This window comes from Phycisphaerales bacterium (genome assembly GCA_040221175.1).
In the GTDB taxonomy this organism is placed as follows: Bacteria; Planctomycetota; Phycisphaerae; order Phycisphaerales; family UBA1924; genus JAHCJI01.
Map to the genome: position 1 here is coordinate 288,629 of JAVJVK010000007.1, position 12,075 is coordinate 300,703.

Here is a 12,075-nt window from a genome sequence, read left to right on the forward strand (position 1 = left end):
CCCGGCCTTCCTCCCTGCGAGCTAGATGGGAAGCGCCGTGCGCTTGCCCTGGGCTTCGTCGACGAGCCGGCGCGCGAGTCGCGGTTGCTCGGCTCGGACCTTCCCGGCGTGTTGGGCGAATCCGTCGGCGAGTTTCGGATCGGCATCGAGGGCGCGCTGGACGCCCCGGGCGATTGCCCGGCCGGCCCGGCGGAGCTGAGCCCCGCGAGCAAGCGATGCCGCGAGCCCGGCGCCAAGGACCAGTGGCAATCGATAGGGCTCGGGCACGAACGGCGCGACCGCGCCGATCGTCCGGGTAATGGCTCCACCAGCTGGGTCGTGCTCGTACTCGGCTGAAGCGACGATGGCGTGGTCGGCGGCGGCAAGCTGATCCTCGACGACCACGAGCTGGGCGCGCCATCCGTCGGCAAGATCGGCAGGGGCCGACGGATCCGCCAGGGCCTCGCGCAGGGCGCGCTGTCGAGCGGCCAATGCATCGCGCAGCGCGCCAAGATCCTGTCGCGCTGCATCGATCCGATTGCGCATGGCGGCCTGGTCAACACAGCCCCCCGTCAGCAGCATGGCGGCCACGCACGCGACCGCACCCACCAACACGAGCATCCCTCGAAGGGTTACCGCCCCTCGCGGCCGACGCGTTACGAACGAATCCCGACGGCCGGGATTGCATCGCGCCGGGTGAACTTTGGGCACGTCGAACGATTTCGGCTCGGACTTCATGGGAAAACCCCCATCGCGGACCCGCAGGCGAATGTCACCCGCCGCACGTGCGGGCCCGGTCGGCCGCGGCGGGTGGTGGGGGTGTGGGCGTCTTGAGCATACTGGCCGCGTCGGCGAACGCAAGCCGAATCGTGCGCACCGCCGCCAGATAGCGCGCATCGCCGGAAATGCCAGTCAAATTCTTATGATTCGGCCGCCTGGGCCAATCAGCAGGTCGCAGCCTGCAGCAAGCCCGCCCGATCGAGGGCCTCATGGATGGCCCGGCGGGTGGGCTCGGTGGGCTGGGTCATGGGCAGGCGGAGCTGGCCCGAGTCGAGCTGCATCATCGCCATGGCCGCCTTGACGCAGATGGGGTTGGTCTCGATGAACATCGCGCGGGCAAGCTCGAATAGCGCGCCATGGTGCTCGCGGGCCGACGCCAGGTCGTCGTCAAGCATCGCCCGGCACAGCGATGCGGTGCGCTGGGGGGCGATGTTGCTCACCACCGACACGCAGCCCACGCCGCCCAGGGCCATGAAGGGCAGGGTCATGCCGTCGTCGCCGCTCAGCAGGGCGATGCCCGGGCAGCGCAGCAGGATGTCGGTGGCCGAGTCGGTCGAGCCGGTGGCCTCCTTGATGCTCACGACCCAGGGGCTTTCGTAAAGGCGTTCGACGGTCGAAGGCGCCAGCGCCACGCCCGTGCGGCCCGGGATGTTGTAGAGCATGATGGGCAGTTCCACGCTCTCGGCGATGGTGGCAAAGTGGGCGTACAGGCCCTCCTGCGTGGGCTTGTTGTAATAGGGGTTCACGCTGAGGCCCGCGTCGGCGCCCAAGTCGAGGGCGATGCGCTGCTGCTCGACGGCGTGGGCCGTGCTATTGCTGCCCGTGCCGGCCACGACCACCAGGTCGTGGGCCTTCCCGACCTCGACGCATCGGCGCACCAGAGCGCGATACTCCCCGTCGGACAGCGTCGGGCTCTCGCCGGTGGTGCCAGCCACGACGATGCCGGATACGCCGTTCTCGGCCTGGCGGGCAATCTGCATATCGAGCCGATCGAGGTCGATCTGCCGCCCGTCGGGAGTGAAGGGCGTGATGATCGCGGTGAAGGCGCCGGCGAAGCGATCGTCTCTGAGGTGGCTAAGGGGCATGGCAGTGGCCTTTGCGTTCGGTCGGTGTGGGGATGCGGTCGGACGAGGATCGGGCGCGCGCGGCCTAGCCTCGCGTCTGTTATTCGTCGGCCGGGCCTTGTTGGTTTGCGCAATCAGGACCCGGGAATGCAAGGAGCATCGACCGATGGCCCGGCCGAGCATGATCGAGACCGCACGACGCATCGCACGCGGCGAGCAATCGGCCCGCGAGGCCGCCCAGGCGGCACTGACCCGCATCGAACGGGCCCAACGCGAACTGAACGCGTTCATCCAGGTGCTCCAGGGCCCGGCCCTGGAGCAGGCGGAAGCGATCGATCGCCAGCGCGCTGCTGGAGACCAGCTTGGGCCGCTGGCGGGCGTGCCCGTCGTGCTCAAGGACAACATCTGCTTCGGTCGAACGACCTGCGCGAGCCGCATGCTTGAGCACTACGAGAGCCCGTACGACGCCACGGTCGTCACCCGGCTCCGCCACGCGGGCGCGGTGGTGGTGGCCAAGGCCAACCTGGACGAGTTCGCCATGGGCGGCAGCGGCGAGCACTCGGCGTTTGGGCCCACCCGAAACCCCTGGGACTTGTCTCGCGTGCCCGGCGGCAGCAGCAGCGGGAGCGCCGCGGCGGTCGCCGCCGGATGCGTCGACCTGGCGCTGGGCAGCGATACCGGAGGTTCGGTTCGTCAGCCGGCCGCGCTGTGCGGCCTGGTGGGCCTCAAGCCGACGTACGGGCGCGTGTCACGCTACGGCCTGGTCGCCTTTGCCAGCAGCCTCGACCAGATCGGCACGTTAACCAATTCTGTCGAAGAAGCAGCGGCGACCCTGACCATCATCGCGGGCCACGACCCGCACGACGCGACCAGCTCGCCAAGGCAGTCCGATTCCTTCATCGACGCGCTCGATCTCGAGAGCCCAAGCGACCGCGTCGCTCTGGTAGCACCTGAGGGAAGCGTGCATCCCGGCATCGTCGACGCACTGCAACGCGCCGCGAGCATCTTGCAGGAAGCGGGCGTCGACGTGGATGAGGGCGAACTGCCTCACACGCGGCACGGCATCGCGGCCTACTACCTCATCGCGCCGGCCGAGGCATCCAGCAATCTCGCGCGGTACGACGGCGTGCGATACGGCCGGCGAGCCGAGCTCGAAGAGGGCGAAGGCCTCGAGGCTTTGTACGTTCGTTCGCGGAGCGAGGGCTTCGGCGCCGAGGTCAAGCGCCGCATCATGCTGGGCACGCATGCGCTCAGCAGCGGGTACTACGACCAGTACTACGGCAAGGCCCAGCGCACGCGTCGGCTGATCAAGAACGACTTCGAGCGCCTCTTCGAGCGGGGCGCCCGCGCCGTGCTCATGCCCACCACGCCCAACCCGGCATTCAGGCTTGGCGAGAAGCTGAACGATCCGCTGACCATGTATCTCGAAGACGCGTTCACCGTGGGCGCGAGCCTGGCGGGCCTGCCGGCCATGAACGTTCCGGCCGGCCTGGTCGACATCGACGGCGTCTCGCTGCCAGTTGGCGTGCAGTTGGTGGGGCGTCCGTTCGATGAAGCGGGACTGCTGCGGCTTGCTCGAACGCTCGAGCGGGGGCTGGGGCTGGGCTTCAGAGCACAAAGCCCGCTGGCGATGCAACTGGAGGGGTGACTCAGATGGCGCCGGCGATCGCGGGAGCCTGGAACTTGGTGGCCAGCGAGCGCGTGGTCTCGGGCGAGAAGGTCACCAGGTAGTACACCAGCCCATCGTGACGCCAGCCGATGATGCTGGCCGCGTCGACGGACTCGGCACCGACCGCATAGGCCTTGCCTTCCTCGAATCGCTTGTCGCCACACCGCTGGATGTAGAGGCTGACCTCGACGGCCTGGCCCTCGGGATTCAGCGTCTCGAACATCACGTGGATCGACGGACCCTTGCCGGGCACCTGGCACCTGCCCGCCGCGATGAACGCCGCGCCGTCCATCGTGAGGTCCTGGGCGGTAAATCCGTTGCCCAGGATTTCACGGAAGGCCTGGGGCACCTTCTGGAGGTCTCGCTCGGTGAACTTTCGGATGCTCGTGGGGTGGCTCGCGCAGCGGGAATGCTCGCTGGTCATAAAGCCAGCCAACTGGACGCCCGTCGGAACGGCGCCGGCCTGCGCCACACCCAACCCGGCGGGCTGCGTGGGCGCATTGCCCCGGAAGTAGGCCGAGACGGCCGCCACGATCACGATCGCCGCGGCCAGGGCGATGAAGCGCTGCCATGTCGGAAACCGCACCACCGGCGCATCGGATGCGTCGGTGGCCATCGCTTGGGGCATGGGAGCCGGGTCGGCGTCGGCCAGGCGGACCTGCCCGGTCAGCGCAGTAATGCGGTCGCGCAGGGCTTGGGGACATTCGCAGCCGTCGCACATGCAGCGATTCACCGCCGCACGCATCGAACGTTCCGCCGACTCGCGACGTACGAGGTCGGGTCGGCCGGCCTTGGCCCGTGCGTACGCGGCCGATTCGTCGGCAGACAGCTCACCATCGGCGGCCAGGCGCACGAGTCGATCAAGCGTGACGCGATCGAGCGAGCCTTGGATGTTGTCGTCGGGTCCGCTGTGGTCGTGGCTCATGGTGCCGCTCCAAAAACCGTTCATGGGCCGGCCGGGGTCCGATGGGTCCGAAATAGGTCCGAATCGGCCGGCGGCGTATCCCATAGGGAGTTGCCTGATCCGTCGGCCGAAACCAGCCGCTTGATTTTCCTAACCAAGGTCGCGCGAGCTTTCATCCCCCGCAAGGCGATCAATTCCAAGTCTTTCTGACACCGAAGGATCGGCCCCCAGGGCGTCGGCCACCAGCTTGCGCGCCCGGTGTAACCGCGACATGACCGTACCGATGGGGACCTCCAGGATCTCGGCGATCTCCCGATACTTCAGGCCCTCCACGCCCCAGAGCAGCAGGATCTCCCGGAACTCGGGCTTCAGCTGCTCGATGGCGGCCTTGAGGGCCTCGTCGACCTGCTCCCAATCGAAGCTGGCCAGATCCCAAGCCGGGGCCGCCTCGCCGGGCGTCAGCTCGCCGTCGGACTCTTCGAAGAACTCGCCGACCGGCGTTGGCCTGCGGCCCTGCTTCTTCAGGTCCGAATAAAACGCGTTGTGGGCAATGGTGAAGAGCCAGGCCCGCATGCCGCCGCCGCGTTCTTCGAACTTCTCCCAGGTTTCGCTCTTGAGCGCCCGCAGGTAGACGTTCTGGACCAGCTCGTCGGCGCGTTCGGGGTTCCGCGTCAGGTGATACGCCAAGCGGTACACCGAATCGAGGTGTTCCAGGGCCATGGCTTCAAATGCCTGACGATCCATGCGGGGCCTTCCTTCGGCCGCCGGACCAAGTGCCCGGCTTGCAGGCGAGGGTACACCCCCCGGACGGGCTCGACCGGCGTGCGGAGGCGATCCGTGGGCTCATACGCTTTGGGCGTGCCGGAGTTGCCCGAGGTCGAACACCTGCGACGGACGCTCGAGCCCAGGCTCCTGGGTCGGAGCGTGACGAGGGCCACGCTCCACCGCCGCGACGTGGCCGTTGGCCCCGAAGACCCGCCCGGCGGGTTCGCCCGCCAACGCTCGCCCGTGCGGCCCACGCGGCTTGGCAGGCGCCAGATGCTCGATGGCGCACGCATTGCCCGCATCGACCGTCGGGGCAAGTTCCTGGCCGTCGTGGCGTTCGATGGCCGGGCCCTGGGCGTCCACCTGGGCATGACGGGTCAACTGCTCTGGGCCCGCGCCGGCGGCCGGTTGCCCACCGACCACGTCCACGCCACGTGGCGGCTCGATGACGGGTCGCGGCTCATATTCCGAGACCCCCGCCGGTTCGGCGGGCTTTGGGTCGCCCAGTCGCGCGACGCCCTGCCGCCCTGGGGCGGCCTCGGTCCGGATGCCCTGGAACTGACCGGCGAGCAGTTGGCCGCTCTAGTGGCGGTGGCTCGAAGGCCGATCAAGGCCGCCCTGCTGGACCAGGCGGTGCTGGCGGGTGTTGGGAACATCTACGCCGACGAGGCCCTGCACGCGGCAGGCATCCATCCCGCATCGCCGGCGTGCGAGATCGACCCTGGCCACTTGGCAGCGCTTGGGCGGGTGCTGGTCGATCTGCTGACGGCGGCCATTGGCGCCGGAGGATCGACGCTGCGTGACTATCGGGGGGCCGAGGGGCAGCGCGGGGCATTCCAGCTCCGCCACGCGGTCTATGGCCGGGCAGGGCAGCCCTGCCGCACCTGCGGCCGGCCGCTCTCGTGCGGGCTGCTTGCTCAGCGGACCACGGTCTGGTGCGACGCGTGCCAGCGTCCCCAACCTGCCAACGATTTATCCACAAGGGCCGAGCCCCGGACGAACGGGCGGACGACCCCCTCTCTTTCTACCCTTTCTATATAGAAAATAGTCTTCGTATTCGTTACGCATGTCGCCATGTGGATAATCACGGCCGAGGCGCCCGTAAGGCACGCCGTGACAGCAAATTAGGGTGGTTGATCGGGCGGCGCTTCCCTGTCGCAAGGCGCTCGCCACGTGTGCCCGGGCGGCATGGCGCTCGGTTGGGTGAGCCGTGCCAGGGCGGCCCAGACCACCGCCGAGCGCCAATAACAGGTTGTCCACACCAGTACCGACAGGCGCTGGCGCAAAAGAAAAGGCCCCTGTTGGGGCCTGCAGCGCTTGGACGTGATCGCGAAAGGGTCAGCTGGTCATCTTGCCGACCAGGTAGCCCACGATCGCCAAGACGAGCACGACGCCGGCCATGCCCGCGGCGAGCATCCAGATCTCAAGCCCGCCCACCAGGTCCATCATGACGCCCGCCCCGGTGGTGATCGAGACGATCAGGGCGAAGGCGAATGCCATGACCAGGAACAAGCCAAACGACGCAAACATGGTGGCCATCGAGGCCCCTGGCTCGAGGGTTTCCTCGGCGTAGACGACCGCGGCCGGTTGGCTGGCGGTGGTGCCGGCCTCCTCGAACAGCGCGCCGCCGCCGGCATCGACGTTCTCGCCCACCGTGGAGCCTTCGCCGTCCATGTCGAAATCGCTGAGCAGGTCGGCGCCCAGCGAGGTGTCGTCGGCTTCGCGGGTCATGTCCAGCAGGCCGCTGCCCGACGCGGCAGGGTCGGCGGCGGTGTCCATGCCGAAGCTGGGGGCGGCGGTAATCTGGGTCTGGGCGGCGGCGTCGGCCTCTTCGACCTCGTCGGCATCGAAGATGCTGATGCCGGTCTGTTCCTTGGGCTCTTCGAGATCCGGCGCGTCGTCATCGTCAGCAAAGCCGATGGCCGAGTCGTCGGACTCCAGCCCGATGCTTGAATCGTCGGCCAGGCCGGGCAGGTCGTCGTCGTCCGCGTCGCTTTCGGCGAGCATGTCGACCTGATCGACCTTGAAGATGAGCTTGTCACCGTCGACGAACTTGCTCAGGCGGTTGGATTCGACGAGCTCCAAGACCTCTTCCTCGCTCTTGCCGAGCTTCTGGCAGGTCTCTTCCATCGAGTAGAACAGCTTGGCCATGGCGCTTCGCTCCAGCGTTTGGGCGGGCATGTTTAAGGGAAAGCCCCTTTGCCCCATTGAAATCCACGATTCGGCTCGCTCGGGAGCCTCGGCGATGGGCCGATCCGCACGCCACCACGCGGCGGATGCGTGGGCGGGGAGGATAGGCCCCAAAGAGGGTCGGGCGTTTCCGCGGATCTTCACGTCCGCCCGGGTTGCCATTGCCCGGTGGTCGGGCTCCCATTCTGGCCATGAACGCCACCGCCGAGTTGCTGAATGTCGAGGTCCGGGAACTGATCGAGGCCAAGCGCTATCGCGAGCTGCGCGAGGCCTTGGCCCCGTTGCCGCCCTTCGACGTGGCGGCCGTGCTCGACTTGCTGGATCCGGCCGAGGCGGCCGTGGCGTTCCGGCTGCTGCCCCGTGAGCTGGCCGGCGAGGCGTTCGCCGTGCTCGACTACGACCGAGAGCAGGCCATCATCGACGCCTTGGGCGATCGGTCGGCCCGCACGATGCTCCAGGCGATGGACCCCGACGATCGGGCGGCCTTGCTCGACGAGATGCCCACGAGCGCTGCGCAGCGGCTGCTGAGCCAGTTGCGGCCCGAAGACCGCGCCGTCACCCAGCAGATCCTGGGCTATCCCGAGGAGTCGGTCGGCCGCCTGATGACGCCCGATTACGTGCGCCTGCGACCCGAGTGGACCATCCAGCAGGCGCTCGAGCACATTCGCCGGTATGGCAAGGACGCCGAGACGGTGCACTGGGTGTACGTGATCGACGGCACGGGCAAGCTCATCGACGACCTGCACATCCGCTCGATCCTGTTGGCCGAGCCGAACCAGACCGTGCGCGACGTCATGGACGACGCGTACCTGGCGCTGAGCGCGACCGACGACCAGGAGCAGGCCGCCCGGGCCATGCTCGACTACGACCGCACGGTGTTGCCCGTGGTCGATACCAAGGGCATCCTGCTGGGCATCGTGACGATCGACGACGTCGCGGACGTGGTCGAAGAAGAGGCCACCGAAGACATCCAGCTGCTCGGTGGTATGGAGGCGCTGGACGATCCGTACATCAAGACCTCGCTCGTGGAGATGCTCCGCAAGCGCGGCATCGCGCTGGGTGTGCTATTCGTCGTGCAGGTGGTGACCATCGCCATCCTGGGACGCTTCGAGGGCGCGCTCGAGGCGCACCTGATTCTGGCCATGCTGGTGCCGCTGATGATCTCGTGCGGAGGAAACACGGGTACGCAGGCGGCGAGCCTGCTGATACGCGCCGTGTCGCTGCGGGAGGTCTCGCCCACAGACTGGCGCCGGGTCTTGCGCAAGGAGCTGGTGACGGGCGCGATCCTCGGCCTGGCGCTGGGCGTGATGGGCGTGGGCATCGTGCTCCTGGTCAACGCCGTCGGCCTGGCCAGCACGGACGAGCCGTTGCGCGTGGGCGTGGCGGTTGGTTTGGCCGTGGTGGGCATCGTCACATGGGCGGCCATGCTGGGCGGGCTGCTGCCGCTGCTGCTGGAGAAGCTGAAGCTCGACCCGGCCACGATCAGCAGCCCCCTTGTGGCTACGCTGATGGACATCAGTGGCATCCTGATCTACCTGGGCGTGGCCACGGTGGTGCTGGCGGGAACCTGATGCCGGATCAGGCGCAACCGGCGTCGAACGCGTTCTGGAACGAGAGGAAGTCGAAGATGGTCAGCTCGCCATCGCCGTCGAAGTCGGCGAGTGGGTCGCCGGCGTCGAAGAGGTTCTGGAATGCGAGGAAGTCGAAGATGGTGAGTTCGCCGTCCCCGTCGAGGTCGGCGGCGCATGACGAGCCCGGCAGCCGTTGCGCATCGACGTGGACTTCCTGCGCGGCGGCCCGATAGTACTGGCCCACGGCCCACACGTCGCCGCCGGGCGTAATGGCCATGGTTCGAAACCACTGATCATGGCCGTCGGGGGGCGTGGTGACGTCGATGCGTTCCCACGTCGTGCCGTCATACTTGAGCATGAGGGCACGCGGGTACCCATCGGGGTCGGCATCGGTACCAGCGGCGTAGATCTCCGTCGGCGATCGTGCGGCGATGGCGCGCAGGTCTGCCTTGCCATCGGGGAACGTCGGCGTGTCGACGATTTCCCAGTCGTTGCCGTCCCAGTGCAGGATCAGCGGTTGGCTTCCCTGGCCGCCGACGTTCCATGAGCCGACGGCCCACACGTCGTCGCTTGCCAGCGCGACCACGTCGCTGAGCTGGGCGACTTCGCGAAGGCCGATGTCGAACAGTTCCCACCGCTCGCCCTGCCAGCGCACGATGTAGGCGGTCGGGCCAAACCCGCCGATGCCGGTGTCTTGGGCGCTTCCGACGGCCCAAGCATCATCTTCGCTCACGCCGTCGACGTCGCGCAGCGTGTTGTACGCACGGCCTCCGAATGCGAGCGGTTCGGGCTCGAAGCTGTCCCACCCCGAACCGTTCCATCGGGCGGCCAGAGCTTGGCCCGTGGCCGAAGGCGGAGGGTCGAGCGTGGCTTGGAAGCCCACGGCCCATGCATCGTGCCCGGCGCGCCCCAAGCCCAGGAAGCCTGCGCCACCGCGCCGTTGCGGGCCGTCGTCTTGTGTCCAGGACGAACCGTCGTAGCGGAGGACGAGCGTGGCGGCATCCGCGCCCGCGTCGTAGGAACCAACGGCAAAAACTTCGTCGCCGGCCATCTTCATCACGCCGTAGAGCGAGGCGCCATCGATGTCGGGCGTCTGGATGAACTCCCACTCTTCGCCGTTGAATCGCATGGCGAAGGTGAAGCTGTAGAACAAGGGGAAGGGATCGAAGAAGTCGCTGTTGCCCACGACCCACACCTCGTCGTCGGCTGGTGCATCGCTGCCCTGGGGGATGTTCTGCGGGTAGGGGCTCGTCGTCGGGAAGAACTGCCACTCGGACTGTGCGAGCGCCGAACCTGCGGCGATCATGATCGTGGCGAGCGTGATGTGGGGGCGCATGGTCGACTCTCCTTGTTCTCGGAAGGACGGATGGGCCTCGTGTGGCCGAGGGTGGCCACGCGTAGCCCGATCAGGCACTCGCACCGCGGCACTGGAGGACCGTGGTGGGAATCGGGTTGCCGGTCTCGACCTGATTGGCAATTTGCGTGCCCGCGTTGCCGATTGCGGGGAATGCAATCAGGGCGTGGAAGTCTCGAGTGCGATCTGGCGGACGCCGACGCGCGTGAGGATGTCCTGGGCGGTGACGACGTGTTGCCATGCGACGCCCGCATCGGCGCCCAGGCGGATCTTGATCTTGGCCGGGTCGATGCTCGACAGTTGCACACGGGCGTGGGGCTCGAACGCCTCGAGCGCCACCACGCCGCCGCCGAGCCCCGAGACCACGGGCGAGCCGTCGACCATCGAGACGCGGACGCCCAGCGTTGGATCGGGCAAGGCGTAGGGATCAAGGACTTCGGTCTCGCGCTGGGCACGCGCGGCGGGCAAGGCCGCGGGTAGGAACCACTCGGGCCCCACGAACACGATCGAGGCCATAAAGAAGATCAGGATGACCAGCACCACGTCGACCATGGGCGCCAGGTTGGGGCCGTAGATGTGCCTTGGATCTCTCGAGCGGCGCATGGGTCAGGACCCACCCGAAAACGGCGCGATGGTGGCCTGCTCGGTGGCGACGCGCACGGAGCGAACGCCTGCCTGGCGCAGCGCCGCCAGCACCGGCGAGAGCCGCTCGTAGGGCATGATTGCGTCGGCGCGAAGGTGCACCGACGGCGCAGCGCGCACGGCGCGGCCGAGCTGATCGATGGGGACGGCCGCACCATCGACGTCCAGGGCCAGGCGATCGCCATCCAGCCGGACGTTGACGAATGCGGCTTGTGATTCCTGGGCTTCGTCGCCCGTGGCCGACCGAGGAAGGCTGAGATCGCTGCGCTGGTCGCTGGCCAATTGGCCGACGAGCAGGTAGAACACGATCAGGCACATGACCACGTCGATCATGGGCGTGAGGTTCGGGTGGCCCGCGCCCTCGGTGTTGGGCCGGCGGCGTCTCATGCGTCGGTCTCGCCCTGGGGTTCCTGCTCGGCGGGCCGGGCCTGGTCCGATGGTTCGGGGTGCTCGCCGATGCGTTGCGCCACGCGCTCGACCAGCGGCGTCGTGATGCTGACGGCCCGGTCGCACAAGCGGTCGACTCGCCCGCGGAGCACGCTGTAGGCGACCAGCGCGGGCACGGCCAGGCACAGGCCCAGCAGCGTGTGAAAGAGCGCCTTGCTGATGCCCAGCGAGAGCTGGGCCGGCCCGGCGGCGCCGCCCTCGGCCCCGATGGTGGTAAAGGCCAGGATCATGCCCCAGACGGTGCCCGCCAGGCCCACGAGTGGCGCCAGGTTGCCGATGGTCGCCAGCGGCTCGATGCGGCGGAGCCAGCGGGCACACTGTGCGTCGGACTCGAGCTGTGCGGCCTCTCGGGAGGCCGCGGCGCTCAGGCCGTTGTCGCCCGCCGCGTCCTCGGCTCTCAGCATGCTCTTGAGCACCAGCGCGGGAAACGACGTTCGCGTGCGCAGGAAGCTGGCCAGCTCCGACCTCGGTCCGCGTGCGCTCAGCTCATTGAGGCGTTCGAGATCGTGCTCGGGCAGGAGGTTCTCCGAGCGGATCTCCAGCAGGCACTGCACCAGCAAGGCCACGCCGGCTATGGAGCCGGCGACCAGGATGATCGTGAACACGTCGATCGACTGCACGAACAGCGACCACGCGCTGGCGGTCGGGGCATCGGACTGGGCAAGGAGCTGGGATATCACGAGCATCGCCGGGAGGGTACGGCACTCTTG

General features: G+C 68.0%; 13 protein-coding genes. 3 read left to right on the plus strand and 10 right to left on the minus strand.

All coding sequences use genetic code 11. From position 1 onward, the window contains the following. Positions 1 to 21: 21 nt before the first annotated feature. The 3 genes from RIE32_08875 to dapA all read right to left on the minus strand — a co-directional run bounded on the left by RIE32_08875 (position 22) and on the right by dapA (position 1,844). Positions 22 to 600 (minus strand): hypothetical protein, encoded by a 579-nt coding sequence (locus RIE32_08875; GenBank protein MEQ9096362.1) that lies wholly within the window; start codon positions 598 to 600, stop codon positions 22 to 24. A gap of 151 nt (positions 601 to 751) precedes the next feature. After that, a complete protein-coding gene (locus RIE32_08880) occupies positions 752 to 895 on the minus strand; it encodes a hypothetical protein (protein MEQ9096363.1) in 144 nt (47 codons plus the stop codon). A 28-nt stretch (positions 896 to 923) separates the two neighbouring features. Beyond that, a complete protein-coding gene (gene dapA / locus RIE32_08885) occupies positions 924 to 1,844 on the minus strand; it encodes a 4-hydroxy-tetrahydrodipicolinate synthase (protein ID MEQ9096364.1) in 921 nt (306 codons plus the stop codon). 145 nt (positions 1,845 to 1,989) lie between these two features. Here dapA and gatA point away from each other — a divergent pair, with 145 nt between their 5' ends. Then, on the plus strand, positions 1,990 to 3,471 hold the full coding sequence (gene gatA, locus RIE32_08890; GenBank protein MEQ9096365.1) for an Asp-tRNA(Asn)/Glu-tRNA(Gln) amidotransferase subunit GatA: 1,482 nt from the start codon (positions 1,990 to 1,992) through the stop codon (positions 3,469 to 3,471). Between the two features lies 1 nt (position 3,472). Here the strand turns inward: gatA and RIE32_08895 are convergent, their stop codons facing one another. Then, positions 3,473 to 4,417, minus strand: a complete 945-nt coding sequence (locus tag RIE32_08895) for a hypothetical protein (protein MEQ9096366.1) — start codon at positions 4,415 to 4,417, stop codon at positions 3,473 to 3,475. Positions 4,418 to 4,546: 129 nt separating this feature from the next. After that, positions 4,547 to 5,140 carry a sigma-70 family RNA polymerase sigma factor gene (locus RIE32_08900; GenBank protein ID MEQ9096367.1) on the minus strand — a complete coding sequence of 198 codons (594 nt, stop codon included), beginning with the start codon at positions 5,138 to 5,140 and terminating at the stop codon, positions 4,547 to 4,549. A gap of 93 nt (positions 5,141 to 5,233) precedes the next feature. Here RIE32_08900 and mutM point away from each other — a divergent pair, with 93 nt between their 5' ends. Continuing rightward, a complete protein-coding gene (gene mutM, locus RIE32_08905; protein MEQ9096368.1) occupies positions 5,234 to 6,202 on the plus strand; it encodes a bifunctional DNA-formamidopyrimidine glycosylase/DNA-(apurinic or apyrimidinic site) lyase in 969 nt (322 codons plus the stop codon). 297 nt (positions 6,203 to 6,499) lie between these two features. Here mutM and RIE32_08910 read toward each other — a convergent pair whose 3' ends face one another. Further along, the gene (locus tag RIE32_08910; GenBank protein MEQ9096369.1) at positions 6,500 to 7,342 is read right to left on the minus strand and encodes a hypothetical protein; all 843 of its coding nucleotides are present in this window, start codon (positions 7,340 to 7,342) and stop codon (positions 6,500 to 6,502) included. Positions 7,343 to 7,542: 200 nt separating this feature from the next. Here RIE32_08910 and mgtE point away from each other — a divergent pair, with 200 nt between their 5' ends. Beyond that, entirely contained in the window at positions 7,543 to 8,922 is a 1,380-nt protein-coding gene (gene mgtE / locus RIE32_08915) for a magnesium transporter (GenBank protein MEQ9096370.1), read from the plus strand. Between the two features lie 7 nt (positions 8,923 to 8,929). Here the strand turns inward: mgtE and RIE32_08920 are convergent, their stop codons facing one another. The 4 genes from RIE32_08920 to RIE32_08935 all read right to left on the minus strand — a co-directional run bounded on the left by RIE32_08920 (position 8,930) and on the right by RIE32_08935 (position 12,051). Continuing rightward, a complete protein-coding gene (locus tag RIE32_08920; protein ID MEQ9096371.1) occupies positions 8,930 to 10,258 on the minus strand; it encodes a GC-type dockerin domain-anchored protein in 1,329 nt (442 codons plus the stop codon). Between the two features lie 177 nt (positions 10,259 to 10,435). Then, positions 10,436 to 10,879, minus strand: coding sequence for a biopolymer transporter ExbD (locus RIE32_08925; protein MEQ9096372.1), 444 nt, complete (start codon positions 10,877 to 10,879; stop codon positions 10,436 to 10,438). Positions 10,880 to 10,882: 3 nt separating this feature from the next. Beyond that, positions 10,883 to 11,305, minus strand: a complete 423-nt coding sequence (locus tag RIE32_08930) for a biopolymer transporter ExbD (protein MEQ9096373.1) — start codon at positions 11,303 to 11,305, stop codon at positions 10,883 to 10,885. After that, entirely contained in the window at positions 11,302 to 12,051 is a 750-nt protein-coding gene (locus RIE32_08935; protein ID MEQ9096374.1) for a MotA/TolQ/ExbB proton channel family protein, read from the minus strand. Before RIE32_08935 ends, RIE32_08930 begins: the two co-directional genes overlap by 4 nt. Between the last annotated feature and the right edge of the window lie 24 nt (positions 12,052 to 12,075).

What these genes read in the sequence shown, in the direction of transcription:
- RIE32_08930 (MEQ9096373.1), bottom strand. Translation starts at nt 11,305, where the DNA reads ATGAGACGCCGCCGGCCCAACACCGAGGGCGCGGGCCACCCGAACCTC.
- RIE32_08925 (MEQ9096372.1), bottom strand. Translation starts at nt 10,879, where the DNA reads ATGCGCCGCTCGAGAGATCCAAGGCACATCTACGGCCCCAACCTGGCG.
- RIE32_08895 (MEQ9096366.1), bottom strand. Translation starts at nt 4,417, where the DNA reads ATGAGCCACGACCACAGCGGACCCGACGACAACATCCAAGGCTCGCTC.
- dapA (MEQ9096364.1), bottom strand. Translation starts at nt 1,844, where the DNA reads ATGCCCCTTAGCCACCTCAGAGACGATCGCTTCGCCGGCGCCTTCACC.
- RIE32_08875 (MEQ9096362.1), bottom strand. Translation starts at nt 600, where the DNA reads ATGCTCGTGTTGGTGGGTGCGGTCGCGTGCGTGGCCGCCATGCTGCTG.
- RIE32_08910 (MEQ9096369.1), bottom strand. Translation starts at nt 7,342, where the DNA reads ATGCCCGCCCAAACGCTGGAGCGAAGCGCCATGGCCAAGCTGTTCTAC.
- RIE32_08900 (MEQ9096367.1), bottom strand. Translation starts at nt 5,140, where the DNA reads ATGGATCGTCAGGCATTTGAAGCCATGGCCCTGGAACACCTCGATTCG.
- mgtE (MEQ9096370.1), top strand. Translation starts at nt 7,543, where the DNA reads ATGAACGCCACCGCCGAGTTGCTGAATGTCGAGGTCCGGGAACTGATC.
- RIE32_08920 (MEQ9096371.1), bottom strand. Translation starts at nt 10,258, where the DNA reads ATGCGCCCCCACATCACGCTCGCCACGATCATGATCGCCGCAGGTTCG.
- gatA (MEQ9096365.1), top strand. Translation starts at nt 1,990, where the DNA reads ATGGCCCGGCCGAGCATGATCGAGACCGCACGACGCATCGCACGCGGC.
- RIE32_08935 (MEQ9096374.1), bottom strand. Translation starts at nt 12,051, where the DNA reads ATGCTCGTGATATCCCAGCTCCTTGCCCAGTCCGATGCCCCGACCGCC.